Genomic DNA, 23,384 nt, shown 5'->3' with positions numbered 1-23,384 from the left:
TGGATGCGTGATGTCAGCGATTAATTGGACAGAAGAAGTTGCAAAACGAAAAGATGATTTAATTCGTGATACACAACAATTTTTACAAATTAAAAGTGTATGGGAAGAAGAATCTGCGAAAGAGGGCGCACCATTCGGTGAAGGTGTAGAAAAAGCTCTATCTTTCATGTTACATAAAGGAGAAGCTGAAGGTTTTGCTTCTAAAAATTTAGAAGGATATGCAGGTCATCTTGAAATGGGACAAGGAGAAGAATTAGTAGGTATTCTTTGTCACGTTGACGTTGTACCAGAAGGAGATGGCTGGACGACTCCCGCATATAGTGCGGATATTCGCGATGGAAAGATTTTTGCACGTGGTGCAATTGACGATAAAGGCCCAACGATGGCAGCATATTATGCAATGAAAATTGTGAAAGAATTAGGCTTACCTCTTTCAAAACGTGTTCGTATGATTATAGGAACAGATGAGGAAAGCAATTGGAAATGTGTAGATCACTACTTTAAAAATGAAGAAATGCCAACAATTGGTTTTGCACCGGATGCAGACTTTCCAATTATTAATGCAGAAAAAGGAATTTCTGATATACAAGTTGTGCAAAATGGTAGTGAAGAGAAAAAAGGTACATATGAACTTGTTTCATTTGATTCAGGGCGCCGTTTAAATATGGTTCCTGATTTTGCAGAAGCAGTTATCACAGGAGAAGATGTAAATGCACTTACAGTAGCATATGAAGAGTATTTACAAACTGCTAAAAAAATAGGGGAATCGACTATAGAAGGAAATACAGTGACGTTGCAAATAGAAGGAATTTCAGCGCACGGATCTACTCCTGAAAAAGGAGAAAATGCAGGTTTATTATTAGCAAACTTCTTAACTACAGTTTCACTTGATGGAAAAGCAACTGCATTTGCGACATTTGCAACAGAAACATTTACTGGTGATATTTTTGGTGAAAAAGCTACTATTGCTTACAAAGATGAAATTAGCGGTCCGTTAACAGTGAATGTCGGTCGCATTTCTTATACGAAAGAAAACGGTGGTAACTTAGGGCTAAACGTACGTTACCCAGTTACAACTAACTTTGAAGAAACAATTGTGAAGTTGAAAGAATATGTTGGTACGCATGGTTTTGAAGTGGCTGACTATTCTAATTCTCGCCCACATCACGTCGATAAAGATCACGTATTAATCCGTACGTTACAACGTGTGTATGAAGAACAAACAGGTGAAAAAGCAGAACTATTAGCAATCGGCGGCGGTACTTATGCTCGTTCATTAAAAGCTGGTGTGGCATTTGGCCCGCTATTCCCTGGAAAAGAAGAACTTGCGCATCAAAAAGATGAGTATATCGAAATTGAAGACTTATTGAAAGCAACAGCAATTTACGCGCAAGCAATTCATGAATTAGCGAAGTAATGGATATATAAATAATGTCCGCTCTCTATTTTAGAGAGCGGCTTCTTTTTACCTGAATGAGATAAGAAAGAAAAGCAACAATAGAAAAGAAGGAGAAGATGTACATGGAACTGCATTATTTTGTCGCAATTACGTTACCGAATCATATAAAAGAAATGCTGTCTAACTATAAAGAGGATATGCAAGAGGAATTACAATTTCGTTCATGGGTACATAAAGAAGACTATCATATTACCCTTTCATTTTTAGGGAGTGCAACGGGGGAACAATTAGAGGGAATAAAGAATGGATTAAAAACAATTGCAGAAACAAAAGAACTATCGTTCACATTACAAGGTTTTTCAACGTTTGGTAGGGAAGATCAGCCTCGTATTTTTTGGGCGAAGGTAAGTGAGAATCACGATTTGTTTCAGTTGCAAAAGCAAATACATGCCATTTGTGAAGAAAATGGATTTTCTCTAGAAACACGCCCATATCACCCGCATATTACTGTTGCTCGTAAATGGATAGGAGAAGAAAAGTTTCGTTTAGAAAGTATAAAAGAAGTGCCTGAAATATCATTTCAAGCAGATACAATTACTTTATACGAATCCCACGTGAAAGAAACCCCGAAGTATAAATCGATTGCTGAAATAAAATTACAAAAATAGAATGTTGAAAACGTTTTTTATGCAGGTGAATATACTATAGAGAAGAATGGAGTTACTGTATAGAGTCTTGTTGATAAGAAAAGCCTTATCATTTGCAGCTCATTTTATCTCGCCTAATTGGTGAAGGCTAATAATAAGTGAGGATGGAGAAATTTTCTCGCTCATTAAAGTTTCACTTTATTTTAACTTTGAGAATGATGGTGATTTTTTTATGTTGAAAGTAAAACGTCCATTTGATGCCTATTTAGATGAAATGAATAAAATTACAATTTTGCTCCCACATGCGTATGGAACAAGTCGGACATTTCGTTTGCAAGAAGGAAGTAATGTGAAAGATTTACCGATTGCTCATACTATTGCGCTTCCAGATGCAACGAAGTATGAGTGCTTTATAGAAGAGCCGCTAGATGTGGGGAAGTATTATACAGTACGAGATGAACGGAATGAAGAAACTGATTTACAAATAGGTGCTGTTATTCGAACAAAAAGTTTCGATGAAAAGTATTATTACGAAGGTACAGATTTAGGTGCTGTTTATCAAAAAGAAGAAACGACATTTAAAGTATGGGCCCCAACTGCAAGGCTTGCGAAAGTAAGAATTTATAAGAGCGATAAAGAATATACCGATCATGAAATGTACAGGGGAGAAAACGGAGTTTGGATTCAAACATTACAAGGTGATTTAGACGGAGCACGCTATACATTTCTTGTTTGTATTAATTTAATATGGAACGAAGCTGTGGATCCTTATGCAAAGTCGGTGACGGTAAATGGAAAACATGGTGTTGTTATCAATTTAGAAAAAACGAATGTAACAAGACGAGAGGGATTACCAACATTACAATCAATGACAGATGCCATATTGTATGAACTGCATATTCGTGATGCGACTATACATCCAAATAGTGGAGTAATTCAAAAGGGAACATATAAAGGATTGATGGAAGAGGGAACAACAGGACGGAATGGGACATTAACAGGGTTGTCTCATATAAAAGATTTAGGTGTTACACATGTTGAACTATTACCTTTATATTGTTTCGGTGGTGTAGATGAGGCGAATCCTTCGTCCGCCTATAATTGGGGATATAATCCATTATATTACAATGCACCAACAGGATATTATGCTACAAACCCCTCTGATCCGTATAACAGGATAGTTGAGTGCAAACAACTAATTGAAACATTTCATGAACAAGGTATTAGGATGATTATAGATGTTGTCTATAATCATGTTTATGAAAGAGAGCTATCATCATTTGAAAAGCTTGTTCCAGGATACTATTTTCGTCATGGTGAAGATGGTATGCCTTCTAATGGGACGGGAGTCGGAAATGATATAGCGTCTGAACGGAAAATGATGAGGAAATTCATTGTAGAGTCTATTTTATATTGGCTTACTGAATACAATGTCGATGGATTCCGATTCGACTTAATGGGAATTTTAGATGTTGATACAATGAATATGATAGAAAAAGAAGTGCGAAACATAAAACGAGATGCTTTGTTATTAGGAGAAGGATGGGATTTACAAACACCGCTTCCTGCCAAAGAAAAAGCAACGTTAAATAATGCGAAGAAAATGCCACATATCGCGCAGTTTAATGATCAATTTCGTGATGGGATAAAAGGGAGTACATTTCATATAAATAAGTGTGGTTTTGCATTTGGTGGGCATGTAGACTGTAATCATTTGCAGTATATTGCAGCAGGAAGTCTTTTAAGTATGAAAGAAACAGGGCTGTTTCTAGAGCCAGCGCAAAGCATTAACTATGTAGAATGTCATGATAATATGACGATGTGGGATAAACTAGTGCGCAGTAATGAAGAATCAGAAACGATTTTGAAAAAACGTCACCTGTTAGCGAGCGCAATGGTTATTCTTTCACAAGGCATCCCTTTCTTACACGCAGGGCAAGAGTTTTATCGTACGAAGAAAGGAAATGAAAATAGTTATAATGCAAATGATGAGATCAATCAATTAGATTGGGATCAAAAAGAGAAAGAGATAGAGACCGTTAACTATATAAAAGGTTTAATTGCGATTCGTAAAGAGCATGGGGCATTCCGATTACAAAGCGCAGACCTTATAAAAAAACATATGACTTTTTTACAAACATCTACAGAAATACTTGCATATCACCTAGAGCATGTAGAAACGTTTGGGCCATGGAAAGAGATTATCGTCTTATTTAATAGCGGTTTAGAAGCTAAAACTGTGCAACTTCCGAAAGAAGCAACGTGGCATGTGTTAGTAAACGAAAACGAAGCGAAAATAGAGCCAATTTCTTCATTTAGAGGAAAGGAACTTAAGCTCGCTCCAATTAGCACGTATATATTGACGATAATGTGACAAATCGCTACTTGACGATGAGAATGTAATAAATGTAGAATTGACAAAGGTGACGATTTTGATAAGTTGTCATTCTATGACAGGTTTTGTAAAATAAAATAGAGGATTTTTGGCTTAGGCTAATTTTTCTTTTCATTTACAGTAAAATATATGAATCCACAACATGTGTAGAAATGTTGCGGTTTTTCTTTTCATAACTATAAAAGATAAGGATTTGTTAACGGGTAATGAATATGGAATGGTTGGAACAATTATTAGGAAAAGAGTGGAGTCTTGTACCGGCTGGTGGAGTAACGGGCGATGCATATATTGCGCAAAACGGACAACAGAAGTTATTTTTAAAGCGGAATACATCGCCCTTTTTAGCGGTATTGTCAGCAGAAGGAATTGTTCCAAAATTACTTTGGACAAGAAGGGTAACGAATGGTGATGTAATTTCTGCTCAAAAATGGCTTCCGGGACAGAAGCTAGAGCCAGAGGATATGAAACTAGAACGTGTTGCGAAACTGTTGAAGAAAATACACTCCTCTAAAGCGCTTGTACAGATGATTCAAAGACTTGGGAAGCAGCCGCTTCACGCACAAGAGTTATTACAACAACTGCAACTCGTTTTAAGAGGAGATATAAGGGATGATGAAACAATTCAGCAAGGCCTTCAATATTTAATGGATTCATTAAAAGCTATTGAATACAATGAATTCGTTGTATGCCATTGTGATGTAAATCATAACAACTGGCTATTGTCGGATGAAGATGAATTGTTTTTAATTGATTGGGATGGAGCTGTAATTGCTGACCCAGCTCTAGACCTCGGTATGTTATTATATTGGTACATTCCGCGCCAGGAATGGAGTGAGTGGCTCGGTTACTATGATATTGAAATGGATGAATCGCTGCTTAGGCGTATGAGATGGTATGTGATAGCACAAACGATTTTGTCTATTCAATGGCATACAACAAAAAAACAGCAAGCAGAAGCTGAATATTGGCATCAATATTTACAGCAACTACTTGCTTCAGAATGATACTTAAGAAAAATTGTCCATTCCAGCAATCCACTGAGTAAGTTGTTCTTGATTATTGGAAATATGGTTGTCCAAATTAGAGGAAGATTTACCCGATTGACTATAAGAATATACATCGTTTAGCATTGTTTTAGCGTCACTACTTATATTATCGTTTGCGAGTAACGATTGAATGAGGCGCTCTAATTGCTCGCATTCTGAAACTGTCCCGCAGCAATCACTTTGGTGGTTGACTAAAATATCTTTCAGCACTTCTAATTGATGTTGTTGATTAATTGGCATGAACGGATCATCCTTTCGATTGTTTTTCTCTTCAAATGTAAGAGAAAAAGCTGTTTCGTCATGGAATGTTTAATGCTGTATGTAGTTTTTATCAAAATGGTACATCTTATACTTGAAAGAAACGGACCGAGTGCTCGTACGTACTTGGTTTTTTGTTTGGTAGATTGATTAAAAAAGAAAGAAGGAATTATTCCTTTAAAATAGCTATGTAAAGAGAGGGAAACATCTATGCGTTTAAGACATAAACCGTATGCAATGGATCGAATTAATGAATATTCACATATCGTAATCGGAAACCCAGAGGAGCGCGCTGGTAGCTGGAAAGAAGTATTTGGAAACGAACAACCAATTCACATTGAAGTAGGTACAGGTCGTGGCCGCTTCATGTATGATATGGCGAAAGCGAATCCACATATTAATTATATTGGAATTGAAAAATTCACAAGTGTTGTTGTAGATGCACTTGATAAATTAATTGAAGAAGAATTACCAAACTTAAAGTTAATTAATAAAGATGCTGAAGATTTAACAGTTTTCTTTGCGAAAGGTGAAATTGATCGCGTTTATTTAAACTTCTCAGATCCATGGCCAAAGAAACGTCATACGAAGCGTCGTTTAACGTATAAAACATTTTTACGTAATTACGAAGAAGTGTTAGTAGAAGGCGGAGAAATTCATTTCAAAACAGATAACCAAGGTTTATTTGAATATTCTCTTATGAGTATGGCTGAGTATGGTATGTTACTAACGTACTTAAGCTTAGATCTTCATAACAGCGACTTTGAAGGTAACATCATGACTGAATACGAAGAGAAATTCTCTAGTAAAGGTCATCGTATTTACCGAGTTGAAGCAAAATATCGTACAGAGCCTATGCAGTAATGCGTAGGTTTTTTTACACCTAAAATAATCAGAATTTTATGTTAAGATTAATTAAAAAGGGGGATGTGTAATGGAACAGTTACAAATTGGAGATATAAAAGTAACGTGGTTAAAAGGCGGGAATACACATTTAGATGGAGGAGCAATGTTTGGAGTCGTGCCGAAAGTACTTTGGTCACGTAAATATAAACATAATGATACAAATCATATTTATTTACGAACAGATCCGTTACTTTTGCAAACAAAAGATGGAAATATGCTCATTGATTCCGGGATAGGAAACGGTAAGTTGAATGAGAAGATGAAACGCAATCAAGGTGTAACAGAAGAATCATCGGTTTATGAATCATTAGAAAAATTAGGATTAAAGCCTGAAGATATCGACTACGTCTTGATGACACATCTTCATTTTGATCATGCATCTGGTCTAACAAAATGGGAAGATGATCACCTTGTACCGGCATTTCCAAATGCGAAAGTTTACGTAAGTGAAACAGAATGGAATGAAATGAGGAATCCAAACATTAGATCACGTAATACATATTGGAAGGAAAATTGGGAGCCAATTGTAGATCAAGTTGTTACGTTCCAGCAAGAAATAGAAATTACAGATGAAATCAAGATGGCACATACGGGTGGGCATAGTGATGGACATGCAGTTATTGCTTTAGAAAGCCAAGGAGAAACGATGCTTCATTTAGCAGACCTATTGCCGACGCACGCGCATCAAAATGTATTATGGGTAATGTCATACGATGATTATCCGATGACCTCGATTGAAAATAAGCAAAAGTGGATGAAGTATGGTGCTGAAAAAGAGGCATGGTTTACGTTTTACCATGACGCATATTATCGAGCTGTGAAGTGGAATGAGGAAGGTCATATCGTAGAAAAAATAGAACGGAAAACGAGTATAGAAGCATAAAAATAGGAGGTTGTTCCATCATATTTATTGGAGCAGCTTCTTTTTTATTGTCGGGTTTTGTCGGTAAGTCGATATATTTAAAAAATCGCTGATATAATTTTAATCAATACCCGCAATTTCAAAAAAATAAGAGGTTCACCTAATGGGAACCCTCCGTTTTATGCTGCTATAACCTCTAAAACAGTACCTGTTTTAGCATCAACTAAAAATTCAAATCGTTCTTGTATATCATCTAACATTGTTGTAAGACCGCCGCGATAAACTTCATATGCGACATCATATTTTTCAAATGTCTCTGGAACCATATGTACCCAAGAGCCAGTAATTTCACCTTTATGACTTAATGCTTGTTTCACCATTTTCAATGCTTTTTCTGAAGAAATATGGGATTGTTCTTGTACTTTGTTTGCAACGAGATAACCAGCTGCGAACCCAACGCCAAGACCTGCTACTAAACCTTTCCAGCTCATATATTCACCTCAATTCTATAAAATAAAAATAGTGTACCGATAATAATTATAAAGCAAATACAGCTAAAAAAGAAGAAACTAGGGTGTGTCTAAAAACTGTTGTTCATTGTGTTAATCGAAAAATGGCAGCGATATACACAAAGGCTAAAAAAGAAGATGCCAGCTTATCATACCGTGTTGCGATTCTACGGAAATGCTTGATTTTATTGAAAAAACACTCCACTAAATGGCGTTCTTTATATAAATACCAATCCACATTCCAAGGAGCTTTCGCATTTGATCTGGGTGGAATGGTATAGGTTGCTTCATGATTGGTAATATAGTTACGAATCGTATGAGAACCATAGGCTTTGTCACCAAGAATATTGCTGCCCTTAATTGGTATTTCATCCAAAAGCTCGCAAACTGGAGTGCTATCAAAAATATTTCCGCCAGTCAAATGAAATAAAATGGGGTTGCCTAAACCATCAACAATTGTATGGATTTTGGTAGTTTTTCCACCGCGACTCATGCCAATATGCTGATGAAACTCATGATTTATGGCCTTTTTTTTGCACCAGCACTATGTTGATGCGCTTTGATACTGGTTGAATCTATGCTGAGATTTTCAAAATCCGGTTCAGCATTTAATTCTTGAAAAATGGTCAGTAGGACACCTTCATCACGCCATTTGCAGAAGCGAGCATACACGGTTTTCCATAAGCCGTAATGGTCCGGCAAATCACGCCAGGGAGCGCCGCTCCTAGCTATCCATAAAATAGCATTGAACATTTCACGATTACTTCTTTTAGGCGGACGACCAGTAGAATACGGTGGGAAAAAGTCTTTGATTTGTTCCCATTGTTCATTTGTAAGTTCGTAGCGGCGTGGCGTCATAGAAAATACCTCTCTCTAAATGGTTTGAGGTAATCCTACCATAGAAATAGTTTTTAGACACACCCTAGAAACATTTCGAAAATTTCGTTACAATAAAAGAGGTATTCTACTAAGGTTTGAAAGAAGGGGACTTCGTGAATAAAGAGACATTACAATTATTTCGTACGTTAACAGAATTACAAGGTGCATCAGGTTTTGAACATGATGTACGCCGTTTTATGAAACAAGAATTAAGCAAATATGCGGATGAAATTGTACAAGACGGTTTAGGTAGCGTATTTGGTCTGAAAAAAGGGGACGAAACTGGCCCACGTGTTCTTGTAGCAGGTCATATGGATGAAGTAGGTTTCATGGTTACGCAAATTACGAAAAACGGAATGCTTCGTTTTCAAACGTTAGGCGGCTGGTGGAGCCAAGTTTTATTAGCACAGCGTGTACAAGTTATGACGAAGAATGGTCCTGTTATTGGGGTTGTTGGTTCTATTCCTCCTCATTTATTAAGTGACGCGCAACGTGCAAAACCGATGGATATAAAAAATATGTTAATTGATATAGGTGCAGATAGTTATGAAGATGCGATTGAAATTGGTGTAAAACCAGGACAACAAATCGTGCCGATCTGCCCGTTTACACCGATGGCAAATGAGAAGAAAATTATGGCGAAAGCTTGGGACAACCGTTACGGATGTGGTCTTGCAATCGAATTGTTAAAAGAATTAAAAGACGAAACATTACCAAATACATTATATTCTGGTGCTACTGTACAAGAAGAAGTAGGTCTTCGCGGAGCGCAAACCGCTGCAAATATGATTCAACCAGACATTTTCTATGCGCTTGATGCAAGTCCAGCAAACGATGCATCTGGTGACAAAACACAGTTCGGTCAATTAGGAAAAGGTGCTCTTCTTCGTATTTACGATCGCACGATGGTAACACATAGAGGAATACGCGAATTCATTTTAGATACAGCAGAAACAAACAACATTCCGTACCAATACTTTATTTCACAAGGTGGTACAGATGCGGGCCGTGTACATACAAGTAACTCTGGTATCCCATCAGCAGTAATTGGTGTTTGTGCGCGCTACGTTCATACACATGCTTCAATTTTACATGTTGATGATTATGCAGCGGCGAAAGAATTAATTACGAAGCTTGTAAGAACAACAGATAAAACGACGTTAGAGACAATTAAGAATAACGCGTAGAGAGGAAGAAGGGCTGAAGAGGCCTTTCTTTTTTTGGCTTGAATAGATGACCCAGCGATGAGTGGGAGCGGTCAGTGCCTGATTGGTGCTCGAATGGTGTATTAAGACCCTGGATAGGAAAAGAGAGGAAGGCTGTTTTTGTTTTTGAAGACGGTAATGTTGTTAGAAAAAACCTTCTTTTTTTAGATTGAATAGATGACCCATCCATGAGTGGGAATGGTCAGTGCTTAATTGGTGTTCGAATGATGTATGAAGACCCCAAGTAGGAAGTGAGAGGAAGGCTGTTTTTGTTTTTGAAGACGGTAATGTTGCTAGAAAAAACCTTCTTTTTTAGGCTGAATAGATGACTTGGTGATATGTGGTAGTGGTTGATGCTTAATTCGTATCTGATAGGGATATTAGAATAGAATGATGAATTTTTATAGAGGTGAACGAAATGAAAGTAGTAGTAGGATCAAAGAATAAAACGAAGGTTGGCGCTGTGGAGAAGGTTTGGAAAGATGCTGAAATTACATCTCTTTCTGTTCCGTCAGGAGTATCAGCTCAGCCTTTCTCAGATGAAGAGACGATGCAAGGAGCGATTAATAGAGCGAAGCGAGCGCTAGAGGAAGGAGAAGCTCCAATTGGTATTGGGCTAGAAGGCGGCGTAATGAAAACGGAGCACGGTTTATTTATGTGTAACTGGGGCGCGCTAGCAACAATGGATGGGAAAGTATTTGTGGCCGGAGGAGCGCGTATTACGTTACCAGACGATTTTTTAGCACCTCTTGAAGATGGTAAGGAATTAAGCGAAGTGATGGAAGAGTTTGTGCAGCGAAAAGATATTCGTAGTCACGAAGGTGCTATCGGTATTTTTACAGATGATTATGTCGACCGCACGGAATTATTTGTACACGTTGTTAAGTTGTTAGTTGGGCAATATAAGTATGACAAAAAGCAAGCATAAACCTTGCACCGTGCGCGATGTATGGTAGTATAAAAGAAAGATTATAACATGAAAAATGCACCCGTTAGAGGAGGAAATATAGATGAAGTCATTAGAAAGCATGGAGCAATTCCAACAGTTAAAAAATGAAGAGAATGTAGTCTTTATGTTCTCAGCAGAATGGTGCCCAGACTGCCGCTTTGTAGATCCATTTATGCCAGAAGTAGAAGAGAAATATAGTGATTTCTCATTTTACTATGTAGATTGTGATGAGTTTATTGATCTATGTGTAAAATTAGACGTATTTGGCATTCCGAGCTTTGTAGCGTACAATAAAGGTGAAGAAACTGGTCGCTATGTAAACAAAGATCGTAAAACACAAGAACAAATCGAAGAGTTCATTGAAGGTTTAAAATAAGGCAATTTGCCAATTGAATTGTAAAACAACCTCTACCTTCGCGGGGGAGGTTATTTTTTTGGAAGGGAGGAAAAAAGAGATGAAGATGACAAGTAAAAAGATGAAAGATGAGTTAATAAAGAAATTATCTCGCCCAGAATGGGACTTTCAGTATGATAGTGAGAAAGAAGTTTTACGTATTGAACAAAAAGACTCCAAAAAAGGTATTAACGTATCGCTTCCAGGAGTTGTGGCAAAATGGGAAGTGAACAAGGAAAAGGCAATTGAAGAAGTTGCTTATTACGTACAAGAAGCGCTAATTGCGATGCATAAAGAAGAAAATAGCGGAGCGAAAATTTTACCTGTTATTCGCTCTACTTCTTTCCCGAAACAAGCAGAAGAAGGAAATCCGTTTATTATGACGGATCATACGGCGGAAACACGTATTTACTACGCGCTAGATTCGAATAAAACGTATCGACTAATTGATGAGCGTCTATTACAAAAATTAGAACTTACAGAACAGCAAGTGCGTGAAATGGCATTATTCAACGCACGCTCATTAGGTTATGAATTTAAACAAGACACAGTAGCGGGTAATACATTCTACTTTTTAAACACAAATGATGGGTATGACGCGACTCGTATTTTAAACGAATCGTTACTACAATCGATGCGTGAAAAGATTTCTGGTGACATGGTTGTTGCTGTTCCTCACCAAGATGTATTAATTATTGCTGATATCGTCAACGAAATCGGTTATGATATTATTGCACAAATGACAATGAAATTTTTTGCCGAAGGGCATGTTCCGATTACATCACTTTCATTCGTATATGAAGATGGAGAATTTGAACCAATCTTTATTTTAGCGAAAAATCGGAAGAAGACAGATGGAAAAGAGAAAGGATGAACGAAGTGAACGTTTTTTACAACCTTGAAGGAATTGGTGACACTTTAATTGTTGCCTTACAAGATATTACTTTAGAGAACCGTACTTTTGATCGCAAAGGAGATGTTGCACGCGTATATGATCGTGAAAGCAATGTAACAGCAGGATTCAACATCTTTAATGCATCTTCTTACTTAGAAGTAAAAGAAACAGGCAACCTTACATTAACGAAAGAGCTTGTAGAGAAAATCAACGAAATTTTAGCGAAGAATGGCTTTGAAGAAACAGTAGAAGCAGATCTTTCTCCGAAATTTGTTGTAGGCTATGTAGCTGAAAAAGAAAAGCATCCAAATGCTGACAAGCTAAACATCTGTAAAGTAGAAATCGGTACAGAAACATTACAAATCGTATGTGGTGCACCAAACGTTGATGCAGGACAAAAAGTTGTCGTTGCAAAAATTGGTGCTGTAATGCCAAGTGGTATGTTAATTAAACCAGCAGAACTTCGCGGTGTTCCTTCTTCTGGAATGATCTGCTCTGCACGTGAATTAGAGCTTCCAGATGCTCCACAAGAAAAAGGTATTCTTGTATTAGAAGATAGCTTTGAAGTTGGACAAGAGTTTAAATTTTAATTGATATAAGAAAAGAGAGGTTGTCCTTTTGGGCAGCCTCTCTTTTTGTTTTGTCATTTTTTGTTGGTAAGTCGATATTCCGTGTCGAATCGTTGATATATGTAGAGTTACGATAGATATATTTGAAAAATCGTTGATATATGTAGAGTTACGATAGATATATTTGAAAAATCGTTGATATATGTAGAGTTACGATAGATATATTTGAAAAATCGTTGATATATGTAGAGTTACGATAGATATATTTGAAAAATCGTTGATATATGTAGAGTTACGATAGATATATTTGAAAAATTGTTGATATATTGAGAGTTTTGACAGATATATTCAAAAAATCATTCATATTATAAGGATGTCACCTTTTTCACAAAATCTATATTGTATTTTATAAACAATCTAGTTAAAATTTAGAAAAATAGAAGGGGATAGACTTATGAAACAACAACCAAAAATCGCAGAACTTCTGAAACGAATTGAAACTTCAAAACAGCAAGATATTGAGCTAGGTACTTATGAAATATATGTGTTTAGTGAAAGTGAATTAGAAAAAGGACAAATCGGTTACCGATACGATAAACATAAAAATTCATTAATAAGTGAAGAAAACGGAAAGTGGCAAGAAGGATGGATTACAATTGGATATGAAACGGATATGGGCAATCCAGTTTTCGTAAATATAGATGATGACGCTTATCCGGTTTATACTGCAGAACGTGGTACAGAAAAATGGCAGCCAGTTTATATTGGAAATATGGATGAGATTATAGGGCAATTATAAGAAAAATTTTGAATCCGGTGCAAAGTGATGGGAGAGAAGTATGAAGTATATAAAAATAATGAGCATGATTGCATTCATTGGAATATATATGGCCGGTTGTTCACAAGAGCAGCCGAAAAAAGAAACTAAATCTTCTATACAAGAGAAAAACAAAGATACCAAAGAAGACGCACCGGTAGAAAAACAGCAAGAACAAGAAATAAACGAAGAATTGCAAGCAATTCAAACGAATGAGCAAGTAGAACATAAGCAAGAGGAAGTATCATCTGAGGAAAAGAAAGAAGAAACTACGCCAGTACAGCCAGCAGAGCAACCGGTGCAAAATAATGAACAAAAAGTAGAGAGTAATGAAAAACAAGGAAAGTTTCTCGTTGTTATTGATCCGGGACACCAACAAAAAGCAAATTTAAATTTAGAGCCGATTGGGCCAGGAGCAACGACGCAAAAATATAAAGTGACAGATGGTACAACTGGTGTTGTGACGAAAAAAAGAGAGGCTGTTCTTGTATTAGAAATGGCTTTCGTATTAAAAGAAAAGTTAGAAGCAAAGGGAATGCAAGTATTGATGACGAGAACGTCACAAGATGTTGATATAAGCAATAAAGAACGTGCGACATTGGCGAATGATCATAAGGCGAATTTATTTTTACGTCTTCATGCAGATGGTTCTGAAAATCCGAATCAAAGTGGATTCGCTGTATTGACGCCGGCAGAAGGAAGTCCGTATACGAAAGAGATTTATGCGGAAAGTCTTCAAATCTCTCAAACGATAGTAAAAAAAATGAGAGAAAATCAGCAAGTGAAAGTAAATGGAATTAAATTCAGGGATGACCTTTCGGGATTCAATTGGTCCAAAGTACCTGGCGTACTATTAGAACTTGGGTTTATGTCAAACTATGAAGAAGATAAAAAATTATCTGACCCGCAGTATGTAAATTCTTTATTGCAAAGTGTAACGGATAGTGTAGATGAATATCGGAAGAGTAAAGCTTAAACGCAGTCTTACATGTAAGACTGCGTTTTCAGGCTGTGGAGAAAGTCTTCTCCACAGCCTGTTTTTGTGTCTGAACCTCTTTTTATGTGTCAACACTGATAAAAAAGAGGAAAAGGAGAGATTTTTTATGATGGGTGCTTTAAAAAATCATCGTGATGAGCGTGTATCTGTTTCTGTAGAAGAGTTGGTTCCACAAGATCATTTCCTTCGTGCAATTGAAGCGACAATTAGTTTTGATTTTATTGAAGAGAAGTTACGCCCTTATTACTGTGAAAACAATGGACGCCCGTCCATTCATCCTATTGTTTTATTTAAGATGATGTTTATTGGATATTTTTACGGTATTCGTTCTGAGCGTCAATTGGAAAAGGAAATTAAAACGAATATTGCCTACCGTTGGTTTTTAGGGTTTTCTCTATCGGATACTATTCCGGATCACTCTACAATCAGTTGGAATCGTCGTACTCGTTTTATTCATACAAATATTTTCGAAGAAATTTTTGATGAGATTGTGAGACAAGCGACGGAGCACCGGATGGTAGGAGGACGTGCACTGATGACAGATTCTACACATATTAAGGCCAATGCCAATAAAAATAAATTTGTACATAAATATAAAAAAGAAAAAGCAAAGTTTTATATAGACGAGCTAGAAGCTGCGGTAATCGAAGATCGTGAGGTACATGGAAAAAAGAATTAAAACCTAGAAAGGAAAGTGATACCCCTACCAAAAAAACTCGTATAAGTACAACGGATCCAGATAGTGGATTTTTAATGAGAGATGGAAAACCAAATGGTTTTCATTTCTTGGATCATCGTACGACTGATGCGAAGTACAATATTATTACAGATACCTATGTAACGGCTGGAAATATGGCAGATTCCGAGCCGTATTTAGCACGCCTCCAAGCTCAGATTGATAAATTCGACTTCAAAGTAGAAGCTGTTGCCCTTGATGCTGGCTATTTTACAGGATATATCTGTAAGAAACTATCAGAACGGAATATATTTATGGTGATGGGGTATCGCCGATTTGGAAAACGGAATAAAGAAGTACCGAAAAGCCAATTTAAATATGTAGAAGAAATGAATGTTTTCGCTTGTCCGATGGGATGTATTCTAGAATATGTAACAACTGATCGTGAAGGATACCGTCAATACAAATCGAATCCAGAAGACTGCGCTGTTTGTCCGTTACGTGAGGTGTGCTTTTCAAAGAAACAAAAACAAAAAGTTATCACTCATCATGTGTGGGAGAAATATAAGGATATTGCTAGAAAAAACAAGCTAACAGCTACAGGGAAAAGGTTGTATAAAGTACGCTGTTCCACTATAGAGCGAAGCTTTGCAGACGCCAAAGAACTACATGGCTACCGCTATGCCCGGTTTCGAGGGCTGAAGTCTGTCCAAATGCAAGCTTATCTCACCGCAGCTTGTCAAAACATGAAAAAAATAGCCCTCCACCTGACCAAAAAGGGTCAGGTGGAGGGCTATTTTTTAAAATTCTATTATTTTATGTTGTTTTTATTCGCTAAAATCAAAAAAGATTCCAGAGTGTTGGGAACCCTAAAGGGTTTCCCAACACTCTGTAAACGCAGTCTTACATGTAAGACTGCGTTTTTCCATATGAAAACACTCGTAAATTAGAATATTGTGGATAAATATGACATGCTTAATTTTACCTGCACTTTTTGCCGAATGCTGATACAATAAAGGATGTTACTATTTAGTAGAAAGAGTGGTAAGCATGTTAGATTGGATGAAAAAGCTGTTTAACAAAGAGGAAGAACAAACAGCGATGAATAAAGAAGTACCAAAGCAAATTGAAAGTCAGCCGAAAATTCCTCGTGTAAACCACTACACTGAAGCAAGAGAAGCACAAATGGCAAGTAGGAATGCAGGTAAATGCCGTTTTCCTTTAGTACCGGATAATGGGTTCGATGAAGAGGATGAAAGCGAAGTAAATCGCTTTGAAGAACAACCTGTTCAAGGAGTAGCATATGAAGAACCGACTGCCCAAAGAGGAATAAAGGTGGAAAGAAGCAGACGACCGTATGTGGAAAAGGTTGTTTCTACATATGAAGAACCGGAAGTGCAATATGAACCGGTGCGGGAGTCTGTCGTTAAAAAGGCATCTGCACCTTCGCAAGAGAGTAACCGTAGACCATTTCGTCCAACAGAAATGATTTCGCCAATTTATGGATATAATCGTCCTTCAGTAGAGAAAAAGGTTGAAAAGCAGGAGGAAGTAAAAGAAAGAGAAGATCTTGAAATATCTGTAGAGGGTAAATCAGTCGTTGATGCATGGTTAGAGAAAAAAGGATATAAATTATCTGATTTCTCAGAAGGACAAGTACCAACTTCTTCTAGTCATAGAGCTGCTAACCAGCAAGGAGAGCAACAATCTGAAGAGAATAAAAAGGAAGAAAAGTCAGTAGTTGATCAATGGCTAGAGAAAAACGGTTATGAAATTGAACGCCAAGTGCCTTTAGTAGAAGAAAAAGAAGTGATTCAAGAAATGAGTACACCGCAGGAAGTTTCAGCGGATGAATTACTTCATAAAACAGTAGCTGAGCAGATGGAAAGTGCTAAGCTAGAAAAAGATGTAGTGGTGTTAAACGAAAACAATCTACAAGAAGAATTAGTAGCTTCTAAAGTAGAGCACGAGGATACAATATTATCAGAAGAAATTAAACGTAATACAGAAATAAAACAACCTACTATTGAAGTAGAAAAGCAAGCTCCAGAAGAATCAGTGATTGTCAAAGCAGAAGAAAAACTTGAAGAAACAATCATTGTGGAAATACCAGAAGAAGTGTCAAAAGTAGAAGTAATTGCAGAAACGGAAGAGTTTGAAGAAGTAGTTATGGAAATAGAGGCACCTGAAGAAGTGGAAGTAATTACAGAAACAGAAGAGTCAGAAGAAGCTGAAGTAATTGCGGAAGCAGAAGAGTCAGAAGAAGTGGAAGTAATTGCAGAAGCGGAAGAGTCAGAAGAAGTAGAAGTAATTACAGAAACAGAAGAGCTAGAAGAAGCTGAAGTAATTGCGGAAGCAGAAGAGTCAGAAGAAGTGGAAGTAATTGCAGAAGCGGAAGAGTCAGAAGAAGTAGAAGTAATTACAGAAACAGAAGAGCTAGAAGAAGTAGAAGTAATTGCGGAAACAGAAGAGCTAGAAGAAGTGGAAGTAATTACAGAAACAGAAGAGTCAGAAGAAGTGGAAGTAATTGCAGAAACGGAAGAGTCAGAAGAAGTGGAAGTAATTGCGGAAGCAGAAGAGTCAGAAGAAGCTGAAGTAATTGCAGAAACAGAAGAGTCAGAAGAAGTGGAAGTAATTGCGGAAGCAGAAGAGTCAGAAGAAGCTGAAGTAATTGCGAAAGCAGAAGAGTTAGAAGAAGTGGAAGTAATTGCGGAAGCAGAAGAAGTAGAAGTGATTGCAGAAACAGAAGAGTCAGAAGAAGTGGAAGTAATTGCGGAAGCAGAAGAAACAGAAGTGATTGCAGAAACAAAAGCGCCTGTAGTAGAGACATTTGTAGCACTTGAGGAAATTCAGCAAGAAGATGAAGCAATTGAACAAAAGAGTGAATTCATACATGTTGCTGAGGCTGATGAACAAACGAAGAAAGATGTTCAAAGCTTTGCGAATGTTTTAATTGCAGAAACAGAGGAAAATAGACGAGTTGTAGAAGAAGCACAGGTCGCAGAAGAGCAACGAGTTGTAGAAGAAGCGCCAGTCGTAGAAGAGCAACGAGTTGTAGAAGAAACACCAATCGCAGAAGAGCAACCAGTTGTACAAAAAGAAGAACCAAAACGTGAGAAAAAACGCCATGTACCATTTAATGTTGTTATGTTGAAACAAGATAGAACACGATTAATGGAAAGACATGCAGCTAGAGCAAATGCAATGCAGCCTTCTGCTAATGTACGAGTAGAGAATAAGCCAGTACAACAAGAGGCAGCAGAACCACAAGTGGAAGAACGCCCAGTGCAGCAAGTAGTAGCAGAACCACAAGTGGAAGAACGCCCAGTGCAGCAAGTAGTAGCAGAACCACAAGTGGAAGAACGCCCAGTGCAGCAAGTAGTAGCAGAACCACAAGTGGAAGAAAACCCAATGCAGCAGGTGGTAGTAGAACCACAAGTGGAAGAACGTCCAGTGCAGCAGGTGGTAGTAGAACCACAAGTGGAAGAGCGCCCAGTGCAGCAGGTGGTAGTAGAACCACAAGTGGAAGAGCGCCCAGTGCAGCAGGTGGTAGTAGAACCACAAGTGGAAGAGCAACCAATGCAGCAAGTAGTGGAAGAGCAAGTACAAAAGCCAATTTCAAGTACGGAAGTACAAGAGAAAGCATATGTTGTAAATCAAAGAGAGAACGATATGCGAAATGTATTGCATACACCACCGACATATACTGTTCCACCATTAGCGCTGTTGTCGATTCCACAGCAATCAGCGTTAGATAATACAGAATGGTTAGAGGAGCAGAAAGAATTATTAGATACAACGTTTAATAATTTTCACGTTGGCGCACATGTTATTAATGTATCGCAAGGGCCAGCGGTAACTCGTTTTGAAGTACAGCCAGACCCAGGTGTGAAAGTAAATAAAATTACAAACTTAAGTGATGATATTAAGTTAAGTTTAGCTGCGAAAGATATTCGTATTGAAGCGCCGATTCCAGGGAAGAGTGCAATTGGAATTGAAGTTCCAAATAAAGAAAGCAAGCCAGTATTTCTTCGCGAAATTTTAAGAAGTCCTGTATTCACAAAGAGTGAATCACCGCTTACTGTTGCGCTTGGACTTGATATTTCAGGGGACCCAATTGTAACGGATATTCGAAAAATGCCGCACGGACTTATTGCGGGTGCAACGGGTTCAGGTAAAAGTGTGTGTATTAACGCGATTTTAACGAGTATTTTATATAAAGCGAAACCACATGAAGTGAAGTTAATGTTAATTGATCCGAAGATGGTTGAGCTTGCACCATACAATTCTGTTCCGCATCTTGTAGCACCTGTTATTACGGATGTAAAAGCAGCGACAGCTGCATTAAAATGGGCAGTTGAGGAAATGGAACGCCGTTATGAATTGTTTGCACACGCAGGTGCTCGTGATTTAACTCGCTACAATACGATTGTAAGTGAGCGAGAAATTCCAGGAGAGACATTACCTTATATCGTTATTGTCATTGACGAGTTAGCCGATTTAATGATGGTAGCACCTGGTGATGTTGAGGAAGCGATTTGTCGTATTGCGCAAAAAGCACGTGCTTGTGGTATTCATTTATTAGTAGCGACGCAGCGTCCATCTGTAGATGTTATTACAGGTTTAATTAAGTCAAACATTCCAACGCGTATTGCGTTTACTGTATCATCTCAAGTTGATTCGCGTACGATTATTGATATTGGGGGCGCGGAGAAATTACTTGGCCGTGGTGATATGTTATTCTTAGGGAACGGTACATCTAAACCAGTTCGTGTACAAGGTGTATACGTATCGGATGATGAGATTGAAAAAACAGTTGATCATGTGAAAAAGCAAATGAAGCCGAATTACTTATTTAAGCAAGAGGATTTATTAGCGAAAACAGAACAAGCTGAGTCGGAAGACGAATTGTTCCTTGATGCATGTCAATTTGTTGTAGAACAAGGGGGAGCGTCCACATCTTCTGTACAGCGAAAATTCCGCATCGGTTATAATCGCGCGGCACGTCTCATTGAAGAGATGGAATCGCAAGGAATTATTTCTGAAGGTAGAGGAACGAAACCGAGAGATGTCCTTATTTCTGAGGATGAATTTGCCGCTATGCAGGAAACAAATGTATAGTAAACGGTTTTGCTGTATACTAAGAGAAAATGTTGGATAGTAAAGTAGGGAGTAAAGCGACATGAAAGAAATTGAATTAAAATTAAAAGGTGAAATAAATAGACTAACAAATAAAACATTTAAATTTGACGAACGTGTTGGAGAAGGTTGGTTCTCTGCCGTTTACTTTTTAAAGACTAGAGAAATCATCGAAGAATTTCGCCCGAAAAGTGTTGTAACGATGCAATTTTTCCAAAAGGAAAATGCAGTTCTTTGCGGAACGGATGAAGTAATTGCATTGCTACAAACATTCGCTAAAAATCCTGAGGAACTTGAAATTAACTCTTTAAAAGATGGCGATAAAATTAGTCCATTTGAAACAGTGTTAACAATTCATGGTCCTTATGAAAATTTCGGATTTTTAGAAGGTGTCATTGATGGGATTTTAGCTCGTCGTACATCGGTTGCGACAAACGTATATAACGTTGTCCAAGCTGCGCGTAGCGTAGATAAAGAAAAACCAGTTATTTTCATGGGAGATCGTGATGATCATTATACACAACAAGCTGGTGACGGTTATGCAGCATACATCGGAGGTATGAGCGCACAAGCGACGCATGCGATGAATGAATGGTGGGGCAAAAGTGGTATGGGGACGATGCCTCACGCATTAATTCAAATGTTTAATGGTGATGTTGTGGAAGCGGCAAAAGCATATCATAAGAAATTCCCAGAAGATGAATTAGTTGTATTAATTGATTACAACAATGATGTCATTACAGATGCACTTCGCGTAGCGCGTGAATTTGGATCAACATTAAAAGGTGTACGTGTAGATACGTCCCGCACGATGATTGATCAATACTTTATTCGCCATCCAGAAGTACTTGGAACATTCGATCCACGTGGTGTAAACCCATCGCTTGTATTCGCACTTCGTAAAGCACTTGATGAAGAAGGATTCCAGCATGTAGACATCGTTGTAACTGGTGGATTTGATGAGAAGCGTATTCGTGAATTTGAAGCTCAAAACGTACCTGTTGACATATACGGGGTAGGAAGTAGCTTATTAAAAATGAATATTGGCTTTACTGGTGATAATGTAGAACTAAATGGGAAACCAGAAGCAAAAGCTGGTCGTAAATATCGTCCAAACCCACGTTTAGAGCGTGTTCAATTAGAAAAAAGAGAAGAGATGTAAAAGAGAGAAAAACTGATAGGTGATTGACCCTATCAGTTTTTCTGTTATCATAGTATAGCGGCTTCTTTTTTGCTATAATGGACTTATTATGGACATATAAAGAAGTACGTACGAGTTTATCCTGATAAGTGAAGGGAAAGAATAACTTCACTACATCAAAAATGTATGATGATTACCAAAATAAGAAAAGATTCATATACTGTCTTATAGATAGGCCGTTGTATTAGTTCGAAATGTTGGAGGTTCTTTAAGATGACAGTTTACCATTTTGTAGGAATTAAAGGAACAGGAATGAGTTCATTAGCGCAAATTCTTCATGATATGAAGCATACTGTTCAAGGGTCTGATTATGAAAAGCGTTTCTTTACACAAACAGCGTTGGAAAAGCGTAGTATCTCGATCCTTCCTTTTGATAAGAATAATGTAGAAGAAGGACAAGTGATTATTGCAGGAAATGCATTTCCTGATACGCATGAAGAAATCGTAGCAGCAAAAGAATTAAACATCCCAGTCCATCGTTACCATCATTTCTTAGGTGACCTGATGAGCCAATACACAAGTGTTGCTGTAACTGGTGCACACGGAAAAACATCAACAACAGGTTTGTTAGCCCATGTAATGCAAGGTGCACACCCAACATCTTACCTTATTGGAGATGGAACAGGGCATGGGGTAGAAAATAGTAAGTATTTTGTATTTGAAGCTTGTGAGTATCGTCGTCATTTCTTGTCTTATAATCCAGACTATGCAATTATGACGAATATTGATTTTGATCATCCAGATTATTTTGCAGACATCAATGATGTATTCAGTGCATTCCAAGAGATGGCATTGCAAGTGAAAAAAGGCATTATTGCATGTGGAGATGATGAAGAACTTCAAAAAATTCAAGCGAAAGTACCTGTTATTTTCTATGGATTTGGAGAAGATAATGATTTCCAAGCACGCAACATTCAAAAGAGAACAGATGGTACGATATTTGATGTATTCGTTCGTAACACGTACTATGATACGTTCAAAATTACAGGATACGGCAATCACAGCGTATTAAATGCGTTAGCAGTAATCGCGCTTTGTCATTATGAAAATGTTGATGTAGAAGCAGTAAAACATCAATTAACAACTTTTGAAGGCGTAAAACGTCGCTTTAATGAAAAGCCGATGGGAGAGCAAGTAATCATCGATGACTACGCACACCATCCGACAGAGATTAATGCAACGATTGAAGCTGCTCGTCAAAAACATCCAGAGCGTGAAATTGTCGCTGTATTCCAGCCACATACATTCTCACGTACAGAAAAGTTCTTAGATGAGTTCGCAGAAAGCCTAAGCAAAGCTGACCAAGTATACTTATGTGATATTTTCGGATCAGCACGTGAAAACAAAGGTGAATTAACAATCGAAGATCTGCAAAAGCGTATTGACGGTGCAGAATTAATTACAGATACAACAACGGATGTATTAAAGAAACATAAAAACGGCGTTCTAATTTTCATGGGCGCAGGTGACATCCAAAAATTCGAAGCGGCTTACGTAAAAGAAGTTCAAGTTGCAGAGAAATAATAGAAAAGACGCATAGCTTGGCTGTGCGTCTTTTTTATGTTGTCGTGGTTGTGCATTAATGTTGAAACGTCGATATATATGGAGTTGTGTTCGATATGTTTCAAAAATCGTTGATAT

The 23,384-nt window shown here is 37.6% G+C and carries 19 protein-coding genes and 1 pseudogene; 17 read left to right on the top strand and 3 right to left on the bottom strand.

Going from position 1 to position 23,384, the window contains the following annotated elements; genetic code table 11:
• Positions 1 to 10 precede the first annotated feature (10 nt).
• The 4 genes from pepV (at position 11) to AC3WVZ_RS22395 (ending at position 5,445) form a co-directional block, all read left to right on the top strand.
• Entirely contained in the window at positions 11 to 1,417 is a 1,407-nt protein-coding gene (gene pepV / locus AC3WVZ_RS22410) for a dipeptidase PepV (protein ID WP_139020062.1), read from the top strand.
• Positions 1,418 to 1,521: 104 nt separating this feature from the next.
• On the top strand, positions 1,522 to 2,067 hold the full coding sequence (thpR, locus tag AC3WVZ_RS22405) for an RNA 2',3'-cyclic phosphodiesterase (protein WP_000418986.1): 546 nt from the start codon (positions 1,522 to 1,524) through the stop codon (positions 2,065 to 2,067).
• Positions 2,068 to 2,278: 211 nt separating this feature from the next.
• On the top strand, positions 2,279 to 4,420 hold the full coding sequence (gene pulA / locus AC3WVZ_RS22400) for a type I pullulanase (RefSeq protein ID WP_233935422.1): 2,142 nt from the start codon (positions 2,279 to 2,281) through the stop codon (positions 4,418 to 4,420).
• Positions 4,421 to 4,647: 227 nt separating this feature from the next.
• A complete protein-coding gene (locus AC3WVZ_RS22395) occupies positions 4,648 to 5,445 on the top strand; it encodes a phosphotransferase family protein (protein ID WP_001986674.1) in 798 nt (265 codons plus the stop codon).
• A gap of 3 nt (positions 5,446 to 5,448) precedes the next feature.
• On the opposite strand, the gene AC3WVZ_RS22390 is transcribed toward AC3WVZ_RS22395, so the two are convergent.
• A complete protein-coding gene (locus AC3WVZ_RS22390; RefSeq protein WP_001122235.1) occupies positions 5,449 to 5,727 on the bottom strand; it encodes a YtzH-like family protein in 279 nt (92 codons plus the stop codon).
• A 228-nt stretch (positions 5,728 to 5,955) separates the two neighbouring features.
• Here AC3WVZ_RS22390 and trmB point away from each other — a divergent pair, with 228 nt between their 5' ends.
• Entirely contained in the window at positions 5,956 to 6,609 is a 654-nt protein-coding gene (gene trmB, locus AC3WVZ_RS22385) for a tRNA (guanosine(46)-N7)-methyltransferase TrmB (protein WP_001239385.1), read from the top strand.
• A gap of 70 nt (positions 6,610 to 6,679) precedes the next feature.
• Positions 6,680 to 7,534, top strand: coding sequence for a YtnP family quorum-quenching lactonase (locus AC3WVZ_RS22380; protein ID WP_000436848.1), 855 nt, complete (start codon positions 6,680 to 6,682; stop codon positions 7,532 to 7,534).
• Between the two features lie 158 nt (positions 7,535 to 7,692).
• Here AC3WVZ_RS22380 and AC3WVZ_RS22375 read toward each other — a convergent pair whose 3' ends face one another.
• Both AC3WVZ_RS22375 and AC3WVZ_RS22370 read right to left on the bottom strand, forming a co-directional pair.
• Entirely contained in the window at positions 7,693 to 8,004 is a 312-nt protein-coding gene (locus tag AC3WVZ_RS22375) for a PepSY domain-containing protein (RefSeq protein ID WP_000118541.1), read from the bottom strand.
• Positions 8,005 to 8,107: 103 nt separating this feature from the next.
• Positions 8,108 to 8,880 (bottom strand): IS5 family transposase gene (locus tag AC3WVZ_RS22370; RefSeq protein WP_425594293.1). Its coding sequence is split into 2 segments (ribosomal slippage): positions 8,108 to 8,550 and positions 8,550 to 8,880, totalling 774 coding nucleotides; the frame shifts between segments, so codons are not numbered across the junction.
• Positions 8,881 to 9,014: 134 nt separating this feature from the next.
• Here AC3WVZ_RS22370 and AC3WVZ_RS22365 point away from each other — a divergent pair.
• From AC3WVZ_RS22365 to murC, 11 genes and pseudogenes are all read left to right on the top strand, one after another.
• A complete protein-coding gene (locus AC3WVZ_RS22365) occupies positions 9,015 to 10,088 on the top strand; it encodes a M42 family metallopeptidase (RefSeq protein WP_001031514.1) in 1,074 nt (357 codons plus the stop codon).
• Between the two features lie 436 nt (positions 10,089 to 10,524).
• Positions 10,525 to 11,034, top strand: coding sequence for a DUF84 family protein (locus AC3WVZ_RS22360; protein ID WP_000869940.1), 510 nt, complete (start codon positions 10,525 to 10,527; stop codon positions 11,032 to 11,034).
• Positions 11,035 to 11,116: 82 nt separating this feature from the next.
• On the top strand, positions 11,117 to 11,431 hold the full coding sequence (locus tag AC3WVZ_RS22355) for a thioredoxin family protein (RefSeq protein WP_233935421.1): 315 nt from the start codon (positions 11,117 to 11,119) through the stop codon (positions 11,429 to 11,431).
• Between the two features lie 79 nt (positions 11,432 to 11,510).
• On the top strand, positions 11,511 to 12,323 hold the full coding sequence (locus AC3WVZ_RS22350; RefSeq protein WP_000784588.1) for a DUF1444 domain-containing protein: 813 nt from the start codon (positions 11,511 to 11,513) through the stop codon (positions 12,321 to 12,323).
• Entirely contained in the window at positions 12,320 to 12,934 is a 615-nt protein-coding gene (gene ytpR / locus AC3WVZ_RS22345; protein WP_001006770.1) for a YtpR family tRNA-binding protein, read from the top strand. The genes AC3WVZ_RS22350 and ytpR overlap by 4 nt, the downstream gene beginning before the upstream one ends.
• Positions 12,935 to 13,367: 433 nt before the next feature.
• Positions 13,368 to 13,712: a hypothetical protein gene (locus AC3WVZ_RS22340; RefSeq protein ID WP_000813340.1), complete on the top strand. Its 345-nt coding sequence runs from the start codon at positions 13,368 to 13,370 to the stop codon at positions 13,710 to 13,712.
• Between the two features lie 40 nt (positions 13,713 to 13,752).
• Entirely contained in the window at positions 13,753 to 14,706 is a 954-nt protein-coding gene (locus AC3WVZ_RS22335) for an N-acetylmuramoyl-L-alanine amidase (protein WP_139020061.1), read from the top strand.
• Between the two features lie 127 nt (positions 14,707 to 14,833).
• A pseudogene (locus AC3WVZ_RS22330) lies at positions 14,834 to 16,203 on the top strand (IS1182-like element ISBth7 family transposase); the annotation flags it as partial.
• 250 nt (positions 16,204 to 16,453) lie between these two features.
• Complete coding sequence (locus AC3WVZ_RS22325) at positions 16,454 to 20,524, top strand: DNA translocase FtsK (protein ID WP_233935419.1); 4,071 nt, start codon at positions 16,454 to 16,456, stop codon at positions 20,522 to 20,524.
• 61 nt (positions 20,525 to 20,585) lie between these two features.
• Entirely contained in the window at positions 20,586 to 21,704 is a 1,119-nt protein-coding gene (locus AC3WVZ_RS22320; RefSeq protein WP_000658370.1) for a nicotinate phosphoribosyltransferase, read from the top strand.
• 252 nt (positions 21,705 to 21,956) lie between these two features.
• Positions 21,957 to 23,267 (top strand): UDP-N-acetylmuramate--L-alanine ligase, encoded by a 1,311-nt coding sequence (murC, locus tag AC3WVZ_RS22315; protein WP_000219468.1) that lies wholly within the window; start codon positions 21,957 to 21,959, stop codon positions 23,265 to 23,267.
• The last annotated feature ends 117 nt before the right edge of the window (positions 23,268 to 23,384 follow it).

It is taken from the genome of Bacillus sp. CPT56D-587-MTF, assembly GCF_058792335.1.
The sequence above is the reverse complement of the archived record's forward strand: the minus strand, read 5'-3'. Positions and strand labels throughout refer to the sequence as shown.

Coding starts and splice junctions, on each gene's coding strand:
- thpR (WP_000418986.1), top strand. CDS start 1,522: ATGGAACTGCATTATTTTGTCGCAATTACGTTACCGAATCATATAAAA.
- AC3WVZ_RS22325 (WP_233935419.1), top strand. CDS start 16,454: ATGTTAGATTGGATGAAAAAGCTGTTTAACAAAGAGGAAGAACAAACA.
- pulA (WP_233935422.1), top strand. CDS start 2,279: ATGTTGAAAGTAAAACGTCCATTTGATGCCTATTTAGATGAAATGAAT.
- pepV (WP_139020062.1), top strand. CDS start 11: ATGTCAGCGATTAATTGGACAGAAGAAGTTGCAAAACGAAAAGATGAT.
- ytpR (WP_001006770.1), top strand. CDS start 12,320: ATGAACGAAGTGAACGTTTTTTACAACCTTGAAGGAATTGGTGACACT.
- AC3WVZ_RS22335 (WP_139020061.1), top strand. CDS start 13,753: ATGAAGTATATAAAAATAATGAGCATGATTGCATTCATTGGAATATAT.
- AC3WVZ_RS22375 (WP_000118541.1), bottom strand. CDS start 8,004: ATGAGCTGGAAAGGTTTAGTAGCAGGTCTTGGCGTTGGGTTCGCAGCT.
- AC3WVZ_RS22350 (WP_000784588.1), top strand. CDS start 11,511: ATGAAGATGACAAGTAAAAAGATGAAAGATGAGTTAATAAAGAAATTA.
- AC3WVZ_RS22360 (WP_000869940.1), top strand. CDS start 10,525: ATGAAAGTAGTAGTAGGATCAAAGAATAAAACGAAGGTTGGCGCTGTG.
- AC3WVZ_RS22395 (WP_001986674.1), top strand. CDS start 4,648: ATGAATATGGAATGGTTGGAACAATTATTAGGAAAAGAGTGGAGTCTT.
- AC3WVZ_RS22380 (WP_000436848.1), top strand. CDS start 6,680: ATGGAACAGTTACAAATTGGAGATATAAAAGTAACGTGGTTAAAAGGC.
- AC3WVZ_RS22390 (WP_001122235.1), bottom strand. CDS start 5,727: ATGCCAATTAATCAACAACATCAATTAGAAGTGCTGAAAGATATTTTA.
- AC3WVZ_RS22320 (WP_000658370.1), top strand. CDS start 20,586: ATGAAAGAAATTGAATTAAAATTAAAAGGTGAAATAAATAGACTAACA.
- AC3WVZ_RS22355 (WP_233935421.1), top strand. CDS start 11,117: ATGAAGTCATTAGAAAGCATGGAGCAATTCCAACAGTTAAAAAATGAA.
- murC (WP_000219468.1), top strand. CDS start 21,957: ATGACAGTTTACCATTTTGTAGGAATTAAAGGAACAGGAATGAGTTCA.
- AC3WVZ_RS22340 (WP_000813340.1), top strand. CDS start 13,368: ATGAAACAACAACCAAAAATCGCAGAACTTCTGAAACGAATTGAAACT.
- trmB (WP_001239385.1), top strand. CDS start 5,956: ATGCGTTTAAGACATAAACCGTATGCAATGGATCGAATTAATGAATAT.